The organism is Ardenticatenales bacterium (assembly GCA_020634515.1).
Lineage (GTDB): Bacteria > Chloroflexota > Anaerolineae > Promineifilales > Promineifilaceae > JAGVTM01.
On the sequence record JACKBL010000003.1, the window covers coordinates 602,965 to 621,459 of the forward strand.

The window sequence follows — 18,495 nt, forward strand, 5'->3', positions numbered from 1 at the left end:
CCATGAGTGCGCTGGACACGCCCCTCGTCAACCGTCCCGCCGTAGAACAACTGGAAGCGCCGCCGCTTTCGCTTGGTCGCATGACCTGGTTGCGTTTCCGCCGCCACAAAATGGCGATTTTTGGCGGCATCGTCCTCATCCTCCTCTTTCTCTACTCCTTTGGCGGCGCCCTCATCCTCAGCGAACAGTACGCCAACTTCACGGACACGGGTCTGCGCCTGGCCGCGCCCTCCGCCGCCCACCCCTTCGGCACGGACACCATCGGGCGCGACATTGTCGCCCGCACCATCTATGGCGGTCAGATCTCCCTCCTCATCGGCCTCATGGCCGTGCTCGTGGAAACCGTCATTGGCATCCTTATTGGGGCCGTCGCCGGCTACTATGGCGGGTTGATCGACAGCCTGCTCATGCGTTTCACGGAAGCCGTGCTCACGATTCCCTCCCTTTTCCTGCTGCTGGTCATGGCCAAGTTCTTCGGCGGCAAAATCCCCGATGTGCAATTTCTGGGGCGAACCTTCAGCGGCAGCGTCATCGTCATCATCCTGATCATTGGCCTCACGAGTTGGCCCTACCTGGCGCGCATCGTGCGCGCCGAATTCCTATCGCTGAAAGAAAACGAGTTTGTGCTGGCCGCCCGCGCCATTGGCACGCCCAACGGCCAGATCATTTTCCGCCACATCCTGCCCAACAGCGTTGCCCCTATCGTCGTCTCCGCCACCCTGGGCGTGGCCGGGGCGATCATCGCCGAAGCGTACATCAGCTTCCTCGGCCTGGGCGTGCAGCCGCCTACGGCCACCTGGGGCAATATGATCACGGGCGCAACCAATTACATTGAGACCGCCCCCTGGCTCTGGTTCTTCCCGGGTCTGCTCATTTTGCTCACCGTACTCAGCATCAATTTCGTCGGAGATGGACTACGCGATGCCCTGGACCCACGCAGCCGGCCTCTGTAAGGTGGACAGTGCCTGCCCGCCACCGCAAACGTGATCAAGCCGCGGGAGATACTGTTCATGATGCAAAAAGAACTACTGCTGGAAGTCGAAGATTTACGGGTCGCTTTCCATACCCCGGAAGGAACCGTACACGCGGTCAATGGCATTTCCTACCGCGTACACAAAGGAGAAGCAGTAGCCGTCGTCGGAGAAAGCGGCTGCGGTAAATCAGTGAGTATGATGTCCATTTTGGGCCTGATTCCCATGCCTCCTGGCGAAATTGTCAGCGGCCAGGCGCTCTACCTGGGACGCGATCTGCTGCGCATGTCGGAAGAGGAGTTGGAGCAAATACGCGGGCGGGAGATCGGCATGATCTTCCAGGACCCAATGACGTCGCTCAATCCGGTTTTGACGCTGCGGCGGCAGCTTACGGAGGCGCTGCGACGCCATTTCAGCCATACACAAGAAGAGGCGGAGCAGGGAGCCGTGGAATTGATGGAATTGGTGGGTATCCCTGACGCGGCGCATCGCCTGGGCAGCTATCCGCACCAGTTTTCCGGAGGGATGCGGCAACGGGTGATGATTGCCATGATGCTGGCCTGTAAGCCATCGCTGCTGATTGCGGACGAACCGACGACGGCCCTGGATGTGACGATTCAGGCGCAGATTGTAGACCTGGTGATTCGGATGCGGGAGCGGCTGAATATGTCCATGATCTGGATTACGCATGACCTGGGCGTGGTGGCGGGTATGGCGGATCGGGTGATTGTGATGTATGCCGGCAAAATCGTGGAAGAAGCGGACGTAGACAACCTCTACGACAAGCCCCAACACCCATATACCCACGCCCTGCTGGCCGCCCTCCCTCGCGCCGACCGCCGCCGCGACAGTCGGCTTCTTTCCATCCCAGGCGTGCCGCCCAACTTACTTGTGCCGCTGCACGGCTGCCCTTTTGCTCCCCGCTGCCAATATGCACTGGAGAAATGTTGGACGGAAATGCCTCCGCTTGGCGCGTTATCCCCCACCCATCGGGTCGCCTGCTGGGTAGACCCAACCACAGGAGAAGCCCGATGAACGTTTCACCTGATCAGGCTCCGCCATTGGTGCGGGTACGGAACCTGAAAAAGCACTTCCCTATCCGGCGGGGCATCATCATCCAACGCATTGCCGGCTCCGTCAGAGCCGTAGACGGCATCAGTTTTGACATCGCTCGCGGCGAGACATTGGGGTTGGTGGGCGAGAGCGGCTGCGGCAAAAGCACGGCGGGGCGCACGTTGTTGGGGCTTTATCCACCTACCAGCGGCGAAATCACCATTGGCGGGCTAAATGTGGTGGGGGCGGACGGCAAAACGATGCAGACCATTCGCCGCCAGGCGCAAATTATCTTCCAGGATCCGTTTGCCTCGCTTAATCCGCGCTGGACGGTAAACGCCATCGTGGGAGAGCCGCTGCGCGTACACAGGCTGATTCCCGATGATAAAGCGCGTGCCGAGCGCGTGAAAGAACTGCTGGAGTTGGTCGGGCTGAGTGCGCGGTACGTGAATCGCTTCCCACACGAATTTTCGGGGGGGCAACGGCAGCGCATTGGCGTGGCGCGGGCGCTGGCCTCCAATCCAGCTTTTATCGTCTGCGACGAGCCGATTTCGGCGCTGGACGTGTCCATCCAGGCGCAGGTGGTGAATCTGCTGGAGGATTTGCAGGCGCAGTTTGGGCTGACGTACCTGTTTATTGCCCATGATCTGAGCATGGTGCGGCACATTTGCGACCGCGTGGCCGTGATGTATCTGGGCGTGTTGATGGAAACGGCGCCGCGGGACGCCTTGTACGAGAATCCGCTGCACCCGTACACGCAGGCGCTGCTCTCCGCCGTGCCCATCCCTGATCCGAAAGTGGCGCGCAAGCGACAGCGCATTGTCCTCAGCGGGGATGTGCCCAGCCCGATAAATCCGCCCGGCGGCTGCCGTTTTCACACGCGCTGCCCGGTCGCGCAGGCGCACTGCCGCACGCATACGCCTATCTGGCGCGAGGCGGCGGAGGGGCATTGGGTTGCCTGCCACGAAGTAGATCCCAAACAGAGACCACTTGCCTGAATGCCGGCAACGGGGAAGAGAAAATGGACCCAATCAGTGTAGGTACGGCGGTGGCGCAGCCGGGCACGATTCAATATGGCCGGTTTGACGCCTTTCGCCATCCGACGGGGCAGGTGGAGTTTTTGCCGGTGATGATTGCGCAGGGGGTGGAGGAAGGGCCTTGTTTGTGGTTAAGTGCCGGCATTCACGGCAACGAACACACCGGCCCCACCATCCTCTACCAACTCCTCACCCCCGACCTGACGCGCCGGCTCAAAGGCACGCTTGTGCTCCTGCCCGCCCTCAGCCCCATTGGCCTGCGCACCATGAGCTACGTGCCCTACAACGTCTCCCAAAACCCCAATCGCCTCTGGCCCGACGGTCGCCCGCGGCAGCCGGCAACCAATCCAGAAAAACCGCCCCCCTCTGCCGTCGAACGCGCCTTCGCGCACCTGTTCGCCGTCATCCAGGAAACGGCGGACTACCTGATCGACTATCACAACTTTTCCATTGGCTCCATTTCCTTCGCCTTCCGCGACCGTGTCCTCTACCGGGCCGACGAAAACGCAGCCACCAACCGCCAGGTAGCGGAAGCTCTGGCCGACCGCCTGGATGGGATGCTGCGCGCTTATGGACACACCATCATCAACGAATACCCGGCGGAGCATTACATCGACGAGGATTTGCACCGCTCCACATCGGGCGCGGCGCTGCTGGTGGGGCGCATTCCCGCCTTTACGGTGGAACTGGGCACGGATCGCGTGCCGGACCCGGCCATTGTGCGCGCCAGTCTGGCGGGAACGCGCAACGTGATGCGCTGGGCCGGCATGTTAGATGGCGAAATGGAACCCATTACGGGCATTCCCGTCATTGACACAGGATACCCGGTGCGCCGCTCCCGCGCTTTGCGCGCCACGGAGCCATGCGTACTGCTGCACCTGGTGCAGCCAGGCGACAGACTGGAAGCGGGGCAGCCGGTGGCGGAAGTGCGCGACATTTGGGGGCGTCCGTTGGGGGATGGGGTGCTGCGGGCCACGCAAAAAGGATTCGTGATGGGGCGGACGCACGGGATTTATTACAACGAGGGAGACCCCGTGCTGACGCTGGCCGTACCGGATGAGTCGGCGCGCACGGGGCCTTATCCCGATGACTATTTTCGTTAGGGTTCGCCCAAAGTAACTGCTATGGACTGACGATTAGTAACCGCCCGAAAACAACTTCACACTTTTTACGGGCGGTTACTGCCAAGCTATCGTGGATAGATAGCCGCTATCGTGGATGGCCGCTATCCGCACATTTCCGCTAATTTCATTGCGGACAGCGAATTAGGGCGCGACGTATTCGACAACAGGATAACCGGCCTCAACCCAACCGGAAAAACCCCCGTTCAGACTTAACACATCGGTGAATCCATACGACCACAAGATCGACATGGCGATGGTTGACCGGTGTCCACTACCACAGTAGGTCACAATTGAGGCATCTGGGTCTGCCGGCCACAGGTCCCGCATGGCGATAAACGATTCCAGCGGAATGGTGAGTACGTTGTCGGCGGCAATAATGCCGTTTTCAGCCACTTCTTCCTCGCGGCGTACGTCAATCAAGATCAAGTCCGGGTTTTCAATCAACGCGGTGTTGAGCGCATCCGCGCGAATGACGCCCCAGCCCTCAGGAATACGGCTGAGCATCTGGTCCATCTGGGCCAGGATGGTCGGCTCCGGCGCGGCCACATCCAGCAGGAGTCCTTCTTCCGGCAACCCCTCAATAACGGGATAGCCCGCTTCCACCCAACCGGTAAAGCTGCCGCCCGTCATCACGCGCACGTCGGTCCATCCCATGGCTTGTAGGGCCGTCATGGCAATGGTGGCCCGCCAACCCGAACCGCAATAGGTGATGATGGGTGTATCGAAGCGGGGCAGGTATTCGATGTTCTGCGCGAGTTCCCGCAAAGGAATCACGACCGCGCTTTCAATGTACCCTTTTTCGCTCACTTCCGAGATTTCACGAACGTCCAGCAGGAACGGCGGCGGGTCTTCGAGCAGCGCGGCGTTTGTATCTTCCAGGCTGATCGTGTTGTATGCCTGCATGTTTGCCAGGAAATCGTCAAACACGACGTCCAGGGTTACATCTTGGGTAACGGGAAAACCGGCGCCGGCCCAACCGCCGAAGCCACCCTTCAAACTGCGCACGTTGGTGTAGCCATACGTCCAGAGGATGGTTGTGGCGATGGTTGAACGATGGCCACTGCCGCAATAGATAACGATAGGCGTGTCTTTGGCTGCCGGCCAATCGCCCTTGAGCGTGATGAATTCCGCCAATGGCAGATTGATTTGCTCATGTTCGGGCGCGTCAATGTAGCCTTTCTCGGATACTTCACCTTCCGTGCGCACGTCGATGAGTACGATGCCGGCATCTTCAATCAACTCCGTATTCAGCCCCTCATTCGTCACAGCCCCCCAACCTTCGGGAATGCTGCTGAGCATCGCTTCAAACTGCGTCACCATGGCAGCATCCGGTTCCACGACATCCAGAACAAGCCCGGGGGCGGGCGCTCCCTCCACAACCGGATAGCCGGCTTCTACCCAGCCACCAAAGCTGCCATCTTTGAGCACCTGCACATCTTCCCACCCCATGGCAACCAGGGCCGTCATGGCAATAGTCGCCCGCCAACCGCTACCACAGTAGGTGATGATCGGCGTATCGTAGCCGGGCAGCAAATTCAGATTCCGCCCAAGTTCCCGCAGAGGAATGAGAACGGCACCTTCGATGTGGCCTTTCTCCTCCGCTTCCGTAACATCGCGCACGTCTAGCAAAAAGGGAGGCGGATCTTCGGCCAGCGCCAGATTGGTGTCTTCCAACGAAATCGTGTTGTAAGCAACCATCTGCCCCAGAAAAGCGGCGAAGGCCATGTCCAGGTCCTCCTCGCTGAGTACTTCTGGTTCGGGCGTAACAGTGGGTTCCACCTCTTCAACAGCAGTCGGCTGGGGCGGTTGGGTGGCGGTTGGTTCCGGTAGATTCTGTGGTTCCGCGGGGGGGGCTTCCGCCACGGGCGTGTCTTCGACAAGCCCGGTCGTTTCCTCCCCGGCGTTGTTAACCGTATTGTCCGCGCTGTCTGCAGGATTGCAACCAATGAGCAAGCCCAGGACCAGCACGAGGATCAGCAGCGTTCTCAGTTTGTATTTCACGATGTTCTCCTTATTCACGGCTCTTCCGGCTCGTCTTGAGCCTCCGGGATCTCTTCCACGATGACGGCCTGGTTCGCTTCCAATTCTTCGGGCGCTACTTTGTCAATTGTCAGGAAGATGTCGGGATTGCCGTGGCAGTTGTTGCAGCTTTCCGTTTGTGGCGTCAGCCGCTGAATGTTATGAGGTGTGGCATAGCGCCAGGTTGGTTGGCTATCAAATGCCGGCATTAAACCCTCCCCATAAAAACTAAAACTCGTCGCATCCACCGGTACATGGCGCAGCGGCACATACGCATAGGGGCGGTCGCTGCTTTGCAGCGGATTGATACCGATCAGGAACGTAAAGTACGCCGCGTCCGTCGTGAAAAACGGTGTCCCGCCCGTTTCACTCAGCGCCACATGGCAACTATCACAGTTGATGTACACGGTCGCGTGGCATACCTGGCACGAGAGTACATCACCATGCAAACGATGCTGGCGCACATCATCCATGCCGGCATCATCCCGATCATGGCACGACTCACAACCTGGGGTCTCTTCCCCGGCATATCGATGAGGTGCATCAGCCTGCGCCGGATCATCAACGGACAAGCCATGCATCTGCTCACCCACGTGGCAATCAATACACGTCATGCGCCCCTGGCGGAAGTGAACATCCGCCAGCACGCCTTCATTCTTGCCCATGTACTCATTACCTACACGACTGCCGTGGCACGCGGTACAGGTGCGCGTCATCGGCGGTTTGGCGGTGAAAACATGGCCATTGAGCAGGCCCCCGCCGACGCTTGCCGGCTGGCTCACGTGGCAATCGCCACAGCTCGTGTGACAACTGGCGCAGTGGTTGCCAAACATTTCTTGCATACCGGGATGGTCGCGGTCCGCCCCCCGCGCCTCCAGAACCGTCCAATACCCTTCTTGTGTCATGTGCAGGCTGTTGGCGGCAGTCGCCGTCTGCTCTTCATGGCAGTCGGCGCAGACAGGCGCGTTGCCTTCGCTGGGCCGGGCGACCATGTTCGCATGGGCTTTCTCTTTGTCGGGCGTGTCTACACCGTCATGGCAATCGATACAAGCAACTTCGCCATGTTCGGTTTCACCAAATGCGTCGGCATCGATCAATACCTTTTGCCATGGCTCCAACGGAGCCACAGAACCGCCTCAACCAACCCCGGAGGAAAGCGACTCCTCCGGTTCTTCGATTGGTGCGGCCAGTTCAACCAGTGCCTGCCGGTCGCTGTGGCAAATCAGGCAGTTGCTGGCAACCGACTCAGGCGTTGGGGTGTTGGTGGGCACCTCAGTGGGCACGATGGTGGTCGCCGTAGGCGCAACGGACGTTTCGGTGGGGAGCATGGCTGTCGCTGTGGGCACGTTGACGGTCGCCGTGGCGACTGTTGTCGCCGCGGCAATAGGATAATCCTCGACGGACGCCGGACCGCTCTGACCACAAGCGGTCAATAACAGCAACAGAATGCTCGCAAGGGCTTTGCTGAATTGCTTCATGGGGCACATCCTCTAATTGTGAAAAAATTTACAATCTCAATTATAAGTAATTGTTTTGTTATTTCAATCAAAAGATAGGTTTTTTCGATAGATATTGCTTATGCCATGCCATAAGTTTTTCTTTTGGATAACCCAGGTAGCTGCTTCACCCCCATCTTCCCGGAAGCTGGATGGTAGTACTGATTTTGGGCGTGACCTGGGCTATAATGGGATGCGAGATAGCGTGCAAATCATCGTACTATGAGGGATTAGCAAATGCCGGCATCAGCCAAACCCGCCGACGTAAAAGTAGACCGAAACGCCCGCGAGATGATCATTCGTTGGCATGATGGCCCGGAGTGCCGTTATCCGTTTGACGGGCTGCGGGCCATCTGCCCCTGCGTGGAATGCAAGGGGGGGCACGCCAACATGGGCGGCGCGCCGGACCGCGTCGCCCTGTACGAAACGCCGCCAACGGACCTGACGGTAGAAGGCGTGCAAGCCGTCGGGTCTTATGCGATTCAATTCCAGTGGAGCGACGGCCACTGGACGGGTATCTATACATGGGAATACTTACGGGCAGCGTGCCCGCCGACTGGAGAGAACGCGAGTAACTATTCACGATCACCTTCCCGGAAGCTGTTTTGATGCCAAATGTTCTGAATAATGAGGCGTTTTGGGCTTGACATTGAGCTTCCGGGAAGATCTCCAGGCTGAATAATTACGAACGCGAATGCTACGGATTGATCGGGCGATCATCCCATCGGGTCTGATTCGTAATGGCCGCACCTACAGCCTCATCTGGCAGAGCGGGAAACTGTATATCATTAACACGGGGCCGGCAGGCAATGAGGTGAATGCACGCGGGTTTGCGCAGCAAGCGGCCGTCAATGCGGCCCATCGCCGCATTGAGAAGAAGGTGGCGGAAGGGCAGGCGCGGCTGGCGCAAACAAACCTGGATGCGTTGGCACAAGAAAACAGACACAGCAAAGTGATCACGCCAACGCAGGTGGCGGAGGTGACGCTGAAAGAGAAGCGGGACGGGCTGGTACTGGGTATTCGCGGCAGTGCCGGCAAATTCGACTTCCGCCTGCCCCTCGACAAAAAAGAAGAAGTGGAGCAATTGCTGCAACGCCTGCGCGGCGCGGCAGCCTGACCCAAAAGCGAGCGTACGATGCAAAATTTCGCGGAACAACGGCCGCCTGGCCGTTTCTGCGGGGAGCGCGTGAACCATGCTTGATGTTCACCAACTAAACGTTTTCATTGTCGCGGCGGAGAAGCTAAACTTCACGGCGGCTGCCCGTCAGCTTCACATGAGCCAACCCAGCGTCAGTCAGCATATTACCTCACTGGAAAACCAGCTCGGACAACCGCTTTTTGTGCGCGCCGGACGGCGCATGGAATTGAGCGCCGCCGGCCAGGCGCTGCTGCCATTGGCGCGGGAAGTCGTTACCCGCTCCATGCACATCGAAGAGCAAATGCAATCGCTAAAAGGGGAATTGTTTGGTGAGCTGCGCGTAGGCTGCAGCACAACGCCAGGCAAATACATTCTGCCGAAACTTCTGGCCCGCTTCTTGCGTGCGCACCCCAACGTAACAGTGTCGTGCCAGGTCAGCTCCCAGCGCACTTCCCTGGCGCGTTTGTGCGACGGAGAGGTACATTTCACCCTAGCCAGTTCGATTCAGCTCCCGTGCCGGCATCTGGAATTCTTCCCATTTCTCGATGACCAGATCAAACTCATCGTACCGCTTTCCCATCCCTGGGCCGGGCGCGGCATCATCGAACCGGATGAGCTTTATGATGCCAACTTCATCTTTCGTGAGACCACATCCGGCACACAAACAACCGTGGAAGCCGCCCTCACGGAAGCAGGCATCGTTGTAGACCGGCTAAACACGCTGCTCGTCCTGGGCAACTCGGAAGCCATCGCCCTTGCCGTTCAAGAAGGACTGGGGGCCGGTTTTGTATCCAGTTTCATTCTGGAAAAAGTGGTGCGCAGCGGTGTTGCCACCGTCGACATCCAGGGCGTAGCCTTCAAACGAGCCATTTATTTCGGGCGAAACAGCCGCCGCCCCGCCACCGTCGCCCAAGACACCTTTTGGTCGTTTGTGTGCCAGAACGACACGTAACAAAAGACGCCCCCCGCAGGCCAGAACCACAAGATGAGTATGGTCGGCAGCCCGTCACGGCTCGATCTCGTACAGCGTCAGCGCCCATTCGCGCGCCAGGATTTGCCGGGGGCGATGGTCGCGGCTGCCCTCCAACGTGCCGGCGCGCAGCGTGATGTCCGCCGCCGGGGAGAAGGAAACGCCCTGCTCCGTCAGCCAGGCGGGGTCGCCCACCCAGTAGACGGCATACCCCTCCGCCTGCCAACCGCGAATGGCTCCCTGTAGTCGCGCCGCCAGATCTCCGCGCGCCAGTTGCGCCACGTCGTGCAACGTAAAAGCGTACCGTTGGTGCAAAAATTGCAGCGGCATCCCCATAAAGTCCCCCAACCCCACGGGAGCCGGGTCGTTGAACAGTAGAACAGACGCGGCGGGCAGTTCATTCGCCGCCGCGTCTAGTTGCGCCACCAGCCCGCGCGCGTCCACCTGCCGCACCAGCCCGCGCGCTCCCCAGGCCAGCCCCCCCAGCCACAACAGCACCAGGGCAATCCCCCCTACACGCGCCCATTTTTGCCGCCGTGCCGGCAGCCAGGCCAGCAGCCCGGCCCCTGCCAGTATCGCAAAGGGCATCACGGCGGGCACGTAACGGCGCAAGCCATAAATGAGGATGGGATTGTTCTGCAACCGCCACAGGTACAGCAAGGAGAAAAACAACCCCACAAACAGCGTCGCGCCCATTTCCAGGCGGCGGCCCCGCTGCCAACGCCACAGGAGCCAGCAACTCCCCATCACACCCAACCAGACGCCCAACGGCGAGAGATACCAGCCCAACCGCTGTAGGTTCTCACGGTCGGCCACGGTGACTTGTTCGGCGGCAAACCAGTTGTTCCATACTCGCACGCCCGCCTGGCCGTAGGGACGCACAAACCAGGCATAGGCGGCCAGAAGGAGGATGACGGCCATGGCCACGATGACGGCGGGGCGCTGCCAGCGCATCCAATGGGCGGCCAACGCTCGCCGGGGGTAGCGACGAAACAGCACCGCCAGCAACACGAGTAGAAACAGGGCGGCAACGGGCACTATGGCGAAACGGCGCAACAGGTTCAGGCCGAGGCCAAAGGTGTTCAGGAAGTAGGGGCGGCTCTGCCACCAGGCATGGACGAAGCTGTGCAGCGTGAGCAGAAAGAGGGGGAGAAAGTACCAGCCGTCCCGCCGCCGCGTTTCGCCCCGCGTCCAAAGCCAACCGAGGAGCAGCAAGGGCACGCTCCACACAAAAAACATGTCAATGCGCGTCAGCATCATCTCGCCCCACAGGAGGCCGGCCAGCAGTCCCCAGGTCCGCCGCGACCGATCCGTCCACCAAATGCCCAACGCCCACACGCCCGCCCAGAGGAGAAACTGCGTCAATGTCTCCGTGGTGGGGTAGCGGCTGAACCAGATTTGCAGGCCGCTTAGCGACATGCCGCCTAACAGAAGCAAGGCCGCCCAAGCGCCGCCGATGCGCCGCGCCAGCAGAAAGAGGGCGATCACGCTTAATGCGGCCCACAATCCGGGCAGGAGCAGGCTGGCGGAGATGCCACCCACGCCATCCGCCAGCGCAAACCAGACTGGATGAAGCGGATAAAACTGGGGAACGACCCGCCCCGCCGGCGCGCCGGGAACATAGAAGCCGGGAAACCAGTAGTAAGGGGCGGCTTCCGGCGGCGGCAGAGCGCGCAGCAGCACGGGGTATAGCGCGGGGTCTAGCCGCGCCAGCAGGGGATCGTCAATGAGGATGCCGCCGCTGCGGTCAATGTTCGCGCCCAGGCTGACGTAGACGCCCGCGTCCGCGCCGCCGAGGATGTATTCGTGCGGGCGGAAGAAGAGCCAGGCGGCCAGGGGTAGCCAGGCGAGCAGGATGAGCGAGGTTGGATGCCATCGGCGCGCGGGGCGTGGCTCCGGGGGCGTGGCGCGGCCAAAGTATGCGGCGACCAGCGTCAACAACGCCAGCAGCAGCGCCAGGCGCGAGAGGCTGTACCAGCCGCATTCCGCCAGCAGCAGCGCCAGCCATCCCGTGATGCCAATGCCCAGCGACAGCGCGGCAAAGGCGCGTTCCAGCATATCCGGCGCGAGCGCGGCATCCGACCCGGAGCGGGGGACGTTCGCCACGCTCCGCTCCAACCAGCGCCAAACCAACGCGCCCAGGAGCAAATTGGCGACGACGATCAGCAAAATCGCCGGCGCATCAGGCATGGGCCGCCTCATGCAGTTGGCGCAGCACGCGGGCGACAAACGCCACGTAGGCATCGGCCACCGCTCCGCCTTGATGATGCACCGCCACATAGGCGCGGGCGGCTTCGCCCATGGCCCGTTGCCGGTCGGGGTGGTCGGCAAGGTGGCGCAGCAGAGGCAGGAGCGCGTCGGGGTCGCGGCGTGGGGGCATTTTCAAGACGATTGTGTCCGGGAGTTCCGCGTACCAGCCATCGTCGGAGACGATCAGGGGCCGTGCGGCGGCCAGCGCCCGCAGTGCGGTGGCCGAGGTTTCTCCAGCAGTGGGATAGCGCAGGTTGATGACCACGTCCACGGAGCCAATCCAATCGACAAACGCCGCCAGATTGGGGACGTAGCCCAGGTGCGTAACGTGCGCGGCCAGATCGTGGGCGGCGATCAGGCCGGGGAGGTCCACTTCCGGGTGGACGTCGCCGACGATGAGGTAGTGGGCATGTGGGTGGGTCTGGCGCAGGCGGGCGAAGGCGGCGAGGGTCACGTCCATTTGCCGCGCGGCGGTGATCTGGCCGAAGCTGCCCAGGAGGAGGGTGTGTGCCGGCATGCCAAGCTGCTCGCGGCGGGGTTGGCCGGGATGAATGTCGATCAAGGCGGGAATGATGCCGACGGGGTGGTTGGTGTGGGCGCGGACGCGGGTGGCGGCGTACTGGCTGTGGACGAGTATGCCGAGGCTCAGGTCTAGCAGTCGCCGGGTCAGGGGCATGGCGAAGAGGGGATGGGGTTGGCGTTGGTATTGGATGTCTCGCGCGAGGTGAATGCCGGCATTTCCCATCTCATACCCCAATTCACGCGCATAGGCAGGAAAATTTCCGCGGCCGGCCGTCTGGTCGGCAAGGAAATGGTGCAGCACCGCGTCGTGTAGCACCAAAATACCCGGATACCGCCGGAAAACGCGGACCATGGGCGCATGGTGTTCGCTGTTACCCATCTGGAAAAGTGCGGCATCATATCCCCAACGCCGAAAGCCGTAGTCGGCCAGGGGATATTGGGCCAGGGAACGCACGTCATCCGTTGGCGGCGCGTCCGTGAACAACGTCACCCGCGCCCGCCGCGCCAGGAACGGCAGCAGTTCGCGGCTGTAGTCGGCGATGCCCGTGCGCGCGGGTGGCAGCGGACTGAAGTAAGCCAGGGAGAGCATGGACATCACGGGGTCACGTTATGAATTAGAATCATCCAACGACGCCTCATCTCTTATTCCGCTCTCCGTCTTTATCATCGCGGTCAGTTCCGCCAGTTGATGAATGAGTTCCGTTTGCAGGCGATCTTGTTCGATCAAGCGGGTTTCCAGGGTTTCAATTTGCGCCACGAGAAGCTGGTTAAAGGCGGTTTGCTGCGCCACGATGGCCTGCACGTACCAGCGGGCGGCGACGTTGTTCCAGGTGGTGCGCAGCCAGACAATAAAGGGGCCAAGAAGGGGAACCCGGGAAGTAAACGGCCGCGCCCGCAAGTGGGCGCTCTCGTGCAACAGATCAAAAGGCGCGGAATCTTTCATACATCTCTCGCAGTAGGTCTAGAAACCGGGTTTCGGCGGGGTAAAGACCTGGTCGCTCTAAAAACCGGGGTTCTTCTCCGTTTCGGCGGGGGCGATGAGTTCACTGAGGAGGATGGTCGTGCCCAACCAGAAAATGCCGGCCATGAGTCCGGCGACCACGTCGCTGAGGTAGTGCGTACCCAGAGCCATCTGGCTAATGCCAATGAGAACCAGGAGGGTAATTGTGCCCAAAGCCGTGGTGACTTGCCAGCCCCACTTGGGAACGCCGCGCACAATCAGGTAAGCGATGAACCCGTACAAAAGGACGGCGTGCATCGGTTCGTCGGCGGGAAAGCTGAAGGTGCGCCCGGGGACGAGGGTGGCGGGGAAGGAAGGGGGGCGGCGCTGCACGAAGTGGGTGAGCAGGAGATTGAGCAGACTGCCGCCGGCGACGGAAATCCAGAGGGCGATGAGTCGACGCCACCGTTTTTGCCATAAAAGGAGGATAGCTACCAGCGCCGTGCCAATGAAGATGATGTCCATTGACGCCAGTTGTCCGATCAGGAGAAAGAACTCCTGGCTTTCGGCGGTGACGTTGAGGAGGAACCAGACGGCAACGCCGGCATCGTAGAGGGCAAACTCCTCCCGCGCCAGCACGTCTTGAGTGATGCCACCAAAGAGCCAGCCACTGATGACGACGAGGCCAAAGCTGATGGTGACGACGAAGGTGGCCCCGCCGGCGGGATTGAAGCGGTAGCGCAGCCAGGCGAAGAATTGGGGCAGGCGCAAACGATGACTGATGCGCAACAGGCGGGCGCGCACGCGGCTTTCCTGGCGGGACCAGCGGCGGATGAGCCAGATGCTGCCGGCAATGACCAGCACGGCCAACAGCAGACTCCAGCCAATCCGCTGCAAAATATGGTCCAGTCGTTCCAGGTTGTTGCCAAAAACGTAGCCAAGCAGCCCGATGACGGTGGCCCAGATGATGGCTCCCAGGATGTCGTAGAGGATGAAAAGGCGGGTGGGCATCTGGTTAATGCCGGCAACAACCGCCGTAAACACCCTGATCACGGGAATGAATCGGGCCACAATCAACGCCTTGGGACCATGCCGGCGGAAAAACGCCTGGCTCTTCTCCATCCCCGTCCCATCTCCATGCAGCCGGCGCAGCACGCGCGGTCCGTGGCGACGCCCCAGCGTGTAGCCGATGGAGTCCCCCGCCACCGCGCTCACCGCGCCCACGGCGATCACTATTTCGATGGAAAGGGTGCTATGCGAAGCAAACGCGGCCACGATCAGCAGCACCGTTTCTCCCGGCACAGGTAAACCCGCGCCTTCCAGGATTAACATGCCGGCAAGAATAAAGTAGCCATAGGTAGCGATATATGGAGACAAAAAAACGACCAGTTGGGTCATGTGGGTCTGTCCGTTGGCAGTTGCGAATGCGTCAGATAATCGGCCTCGGCGTCGCGCAGACGCTGCAAGTGCGTGTCGAAATAGCGGTCATTGAGGAAATCGACCCCCCAATCGACGGAATTCTGGGTATGCACGCCCATATGCCAGAGATACCGGGCGCAAACGAACAAGGGGATCGCCCGCGTGTCCAGGTCACTGATTGGACGTGTCTCGCGGTAGGCGTGTAGAAACGAAGGCCAGCGGGCGGCGATGGCGTCTTCCAGGCGACAACACCAGAGAAAGACGGCCAGATCATAAGCACGGTAGCTTTCCCCTCCGCAATCAAAGTCGAAGAAGGTGAGCGTGCCATCAGCCGTCATGTTAGCATGATACCCCTGGAGATCACCATGACAGAAGCCCTGCTCCAGCTCGGCGACAGGCAACGCCAATAGCCGCTCTCGCAACGTTGCCGCAAACTGCCGCACGTAGGCCCAATCATGCGGGCGATGGCTCAGGAACGGTTCAATGGTGTGCAGCGACCGATCAATGAAGTAGGCGACATCCATGCAAAAGCGCGGATGGGGGCTGCTGAAGTCGTCGAGGGCGTGGTGCATGTGGGCCACGGCCTGCCCATATCGCCGCGCCAGGGTTGCCGGTTCCTGCGCGTAAGAGATTTCCGCGCCGGGGGCCTCGGTGAATAGCGCCAGGTAACGGGTTCCCTCCACGGCGGAAACGGCGCAGAAGTATTGACCATCCCGATAAGGAACCGGTTGCGCCGCCGGGAATCCTTTCCGCTTCAGGTGGTTGAGTACGTCCAGTTCGTATTGAATGTCGGCCAATGTGCGCCAATGACGACGGTATGCCCGCAGGTAGTAGATGCCGGCATTCCTCATACAAACCTGATACGTGTGATTAAACCCACCGGAGTAAAACCGGCATCCCGTCACCTCATCCTCCACAAACCCCGGCAGAACCTCCTCTATCAGCGCTGCCGGAGAAAGAATCGAGGCAATCGCCGGAAAAGGACCATTCATTTTCTACTCTCCTTTGACCCCATCGCGCCGTCGCCTGAATATCCGGCCCGATTCGTGACGACTAGCCACCTATCGGGGAAAACTGGAGATTGGACCCATCTGGCTTAGCAGTTACCAAAAAAGCCTGAATCCCCGTTTCCCGCGTTAATCCGTGTCTCAAGTAACCGTCCGAAAACAACTTCACACTTTTTACGGACGGTTACTGACAAGCTGTCACGGACAGCCGCTGTCCGTGACAGCCGCTGTCCATGAATGGCCGCTGTCCGCACATTTCCGCTAACTTAATTGCAGACAGCCACGACCGAGATCGGCTCATGGATGCCAGGAAAGGGTGGGCACAGCCGCCGGCTGCGCGTACGGACCATTCGCCAGGTCATCAAAATACCCGTTCGCCTTCAAGCCGCCGTAGGAAAAAAGTGCCTGCCCCGCCGTGCCAATCGCCCGCGCCATGTCGATGCGGGCCTCAATTTCGGCAAAAGTGCAGTACCCCGTGCCAATGCCCGGAATCACAAAACGCCCCGCGCTGCTGGCCTGGAAATCCGCCGTCAACGTCTCCCACCGCTGCTGCGTCCAGAAGCCCGGATTGTCACAATCATAGCTACCAGGGTAAATCATGGGCGAAATACTGTCAATGTAACCGCCCGCCACCCACGCCTTTGAGTCCTGATAGTAGTCGTAATACCCTTCCTGCCCGCCCCAGTTCCAGATGTCAATGTAGATGGGCCAGACGGCGGCGGACAACCAGAGACCCGGCTTGAGCGGCACAACCTGGTCATAAAACTTGGCAACCGTCCCGTTCACCTGCGCCCGCTGCCAATCCCCGTAGCTTAAGTAGCCATCGGGCGGAGTGGTGAAGCAGTTCGCGCCCGCGCTGGCCTCGCTCACCGGGTCGCAGGAGGTGTTCACACCTTCGTAGCGAATGTGGTCCAGATGGATGCCGTCAATATCGTAGCGCGTTACCAGGTCCGCGCCCACCGCCAGCAGGTGATCATCCACGAAAGTGGACGCGGGCGAAGCGCGCAGGTAACTGCTGCAAGCCACGTTGTAGCTGGTGTTCCATTGCAGCCCGTTTAACCGGCTCCCCGTGACGCCGTGGAAATCGCGCAAATCATAGTAGAACGGGCGCGGCAGCACGTTTTCCGCGGGCGGCGTCTGGCAATCGTCCCACACGGGATAGACGTTCAGGTAGGCGTGAACCTGGATACCCTGCCCGTGCGCCGCCTGCACCAGCGTCGCCAGCGGATCCCAATACGGGCTGGGCGGCTGGCCGAACACGCCGCTGACGCGCTTCGCCCACGGCTCCAAGCCCGGCGCATAATAAGCGTCCGCATTGGCCCGCACCTGGAAGAAGATGACGTTGATGTGCGCGGAGGCGGCGTCGTTGACGATCTCCTCAATTTTGGCCGGGTCGGCGGGTTGGACACTGCTCGTCCAGTCAAAGCGCGTCACCCACATGCCACGAAACTCCACGCCAGATGGCGTCGGCGTGGCCGTCGGCGTCGGGGCGGGGGTGATGGTTGGCGTCGGTTCGGCTTTGGCCCACAAGGGTTCATACAGGCGCGCGTCTTGCAACGTGCGCGCGCTAACCACAATAACCAGCAGCAGCCCCAACACCCCGCAAAACAGCAGCCCCACCAGAATTCGGCGTTGCATAATGCCCTCTTTATCGCTAAAGTACCAGCGGCAAGGAATGAACTGCCTTTCTCCCCAAGATTGCTTCATTCTTGGTGAATCTCTGGAGATTGGACCAATTTCACCGGAGAAAACGGGTCCAATCGGACTTGGGACTAACGATGAAATAATGAATCAATCTGAAAAGGGGAAGTCATTCTTAGACGGTCACTTAACAGTTACGTTTTCTCTACCTGCTATTATCATGAAAACGGGGAATTCTTCAACATGACGCTCTACGACATCAGCCGCACGCTGAACCCGACACTGGCTCCGTGGCCGGAGGATACGCCGTTTGGCCTGACGCCCATGCTGCGGCGCGCGGACGGCCACAGCGTCAATTTGACGACGATTACCACGAGCGCGCACATCGGCACGCACATGGACGCGCCGCACCATTTTGCGGATGGTGTGCGTACGGTGGAGTCGCTGCCGCTGTCCATCTATTGGGGGACGGCCCAGGTTGTGACTGTGCGTCAAATGGCGGGGCCGTTAATGCCGGCAGATTTCACGCACATCAATCTCCATCTCGCCCCACGCATCCTCATTCACAGCCAGGCCAGTCACCTCGATCCCACCCGTTTCCCCGATGCCTTCGTGTACCCCAGCCCGGAGCTGGCCGCCTACCTGGGGCAGCAAGGCATCATCCTCTTTGGCTCCGACGCCCCCTCCATGGACGACGCCCACAGCACCGACATGCCCGGTCACAACGCGCTGCTGCGGCACGGCATCGCCATCCTCGAAGGATTGATGCTGGCGGACGTGCCCGACGGCGTGTATGAATTGGCGGCGCTGCCGCTGAAGATCGAAGGGGGCGATGGCAGCCCCGTGCGCGCCGCATTGAAAACAATCGACGTTACCACCTTGCCGCAAGCCGACTGAGCTTCCGGGAA

At 60.4% G+C, this 18,495-nt stretch carries 17 protein-coding genes; 8 read left to right on the forward strand and 9 right to left on the reverse strand.

The window, feature by feature from the left end; genetic code table 11:
• The first annotated feature begins 2 nt into the window (after window positions 1–2).
• From H6650_11255 to H6650_11270, 4 genes are read left to right on the forward strand one after another with little or no spacing between them, the layout of a single operon-like run.
• Entirely contained in the window at window positions 3–953 is a 951-nt protein-coding gene (locus tag H6650_11255) for an ABC transporter permease (GenBank protein MCB8952581.1), read from the forward strand.
• Window positions 954–1,013: 60 nt separating this feature from the next.
• Entirely contained in the window at window positions 1,014–2,006 is a 993-nt protein-coding gene (locus tag H6650_11260) for an ABC transporter ATP-binding protein (GenBank protein ID MCB8952582.1), read from the forward strand.
• Window positions 2,003–3,022 carry an ABC transporter ATP-binding protein gene (locus tag H6650_11265; GenBank protein MCB8952583.1) on the forward strand — a complete coding sequence of 340 codons (1,020 nt, stop codon included), beginning with the start codon at window positions 2,003–2,005 and terminating at the stop codon, window positions 3,020–3,022. The genes H6650_11260 and H6650_11265 overlap by 4 nt, the downstream gene beginning before the upstream one ends.
• Window positions 3,023–3,045: 23 nt before the next feature.
• Window positions 3,046–4,164 (forward strand): succinylglutamate desuccinylase/aspartoacylase family protein, encoded by a 1,119-nt coding sequence (locus tag H6650_11270; GenBank protein ID MCB8952584.1) that lies wholly within the window; start codon window positions 3,046–3,048, stop codon window positions 4,162–4,164.
• A gap of 162 nt (window positions 4,165–4,326) precedes the next feature.
• On the opposite strand, the gene H6650_11275 is transcribed toward H6650_11270, so the two are convergent.
• From H6650_11275 to H6650_11285, 3 genes are read right to left on the reverse strand one after another with little or no spacing between them, the layout of a single operon-like run.
• The gene (locus H6650_11275) at window positions 4,327–6,186 is read right to left on the reverse strand and encodes a hypothetical protein (protein MCB8952585.1); all 1,860 of its coding nucleotides are present in this window, start codon (window positions 6,184–6,186) and stop codon (window positions 4,327–4,329) included.
• Window positions 6,187–6,200: 14 nt separating this feature from the next.
• On the reverse strand, window positions 6,201–7,301 hold the full coding sequence (locus tag H6650_11280; protein ID MCB8952586.1) for a hypothetical protein: 1,101 nt from the start codon (window positions 7,299–7,301) through the stop codon (window positions 6,201–6,203).
• Between the two features lie 39 nt (window positions 7,302–7,340).
• On the reverse strand, window positions 7,341–7,682 hold the full coding sequence (locus H6650_11285) for a hypothetical protein (GenBank protein ID MCB8952587.1): 342 nt from the start codon (window positions 7,680–7,682) through the stop codon (window positions 7,341–7,343).
• Window positions 7,683–7,937: 255 nt separating this feature from the next.
• Here H6650_11285 and H6650_11290 point away from each other — a divergent pair, with 255 nt between their 5' ends.
• The 3 genes from H6650_11290 to H6650_11300 all read left to right on the forward strand — a co-directional run bounded on the left by H6650_11290 (window position 7,938) and on the right by H6650_11300 (window position 9,790).
• On the forward strand, window positions 7,938–8,309 hold the full coding sequence (locus tag H6650_11290) for a DUF971 domain-containing protein (GenBank protein MCB8952588.1): 372 nt from the start codon (window positions 7,938–7,940) through the stop codon (window positions 8,307–8,309).
• Between the two features lie 85 nt (window positions 8,310–8,394).
• Complete coding sequence (locus H6650_11295; protein ID MCB8952589.1) at window positions 8,395–8,817, forward strand: hypothetical protein; 423 nt, start codon at window positions 8,395–8,397, stop codon at window positions 8,815–8,817.
• A gap of 76 nt (window positions 8,818–8,893) precedes the next feature.
• Window positions 8,894–9,790 (forward strand): LysR family transcriptional regulator, encoded by an 897-nt coding sequence (locus tag H6650_11300; protein ID MCB8952590.1) that lies wholly within the window; start codon window positions 8,894–8,896, stop codon window positions 9,788–9,790.
• Between the two features lie 54 nt (window positions 9,791–9,844).
• Here the strand turns inward: H6650_11300 and H6650_11305 are convergent, their stop codons facing one another.
• The 6 genes from H6650_11305 to H6650_11330 all read right to left on the reverse strand — a co-directional run bounded on the left by H6650_11305 (window position 9,845) and on the right by H6650_11330 (window position 17,584).
• Window positions 9,845–11,998 carry a hypothetical protein gene (locus H6650_11305; protein ID MCB8952591.1) on the reverse strand — a complete coding sequence of 718 codons (2,154 nt, stop codon included), beginning with the start codon at window positions 11,996–11,998 and terminating at the stop codon, window positions 9,845–9,847.
• Window positions 11,991–13,175, reverse strand: coding sequence for a glycosyltransferase (locus H6650_11310; GenBank protein ID MCB8952592.1), 1,185 nt, complete (start codon window positions 13,173–13,175; stop codon window positions 11,991–11,993). Before H6650_11310 ends, H6650_11305 begins: the two co-directional genes overlap by 8 nt.
• Before the next feature lie 12 nt (window positions 13,176–13,187).
• The gene (locus tag H6650_11315; protein MCB8952593.1) at window positions 13,188–13,523 is read right to left on the reverse strand and encodes a hypothetical protein; all 336 of its coding nucleotides are present in this window, start codon (window positions 13,521–13,523) and stop codon (window positions 13,188–13,190) included.
• A 57-nt stretch (window positions 13,524–13,580) separates the two neighbouring features.
• On the reverse strand, window positions 13,581–14,918 hold the full coding sequence (locus H6650_11320; GenBank protein MCB8952594.1) for a bifunctional DedA family/phosphatase PAP2 family protein: 1,338 nt from the start codon (window positions 14,916–14,918) through the stop codon (window positions 13,581–13,583).
• Window positions 14,915–15,931, reverse strand: a complete 1,017-nt coding sequence (locus H6650_11325) for a phosphotransferase (protein ID MCB8952595.1) — start codon at window positions 15,929–15,931, stop codon at window positions 14,915–14,917. Before H6650_11325 ends, H6650_11320 begins: the two co-directional genes overlap by 4 nt.
• Window positions 15,932–16,243: 312 nt before the next feature.
• On the reverse strand, window positions 16,244–17,584 hold the full coding sequence (locus H6650_11330; GenBank protein ID MCB8952596.1) for a family 10 glycosylhydrolase: 1,341 nt from the start codon (window positions 17,582–17,584) through the stop codon (window positions 16,244–16,246).
• 246 nt (window positions 17,585–17,830) lie between these two features.
• On the opposite strand from H6650_11330, the gene H6650_11335 reads away from it, so the two are divergent.
• Entirely contained in the window at window positions 17,831–18,484 is a 654-nt protein-coding gene (locus tag H6650_11335) for a cyclase family protein (GenBank protein ID MCB8952597.1), read from the forward strand.
• The last annotated feature ends 11 nt before the right edge of the window (window positions 18,485–18,495 follow it).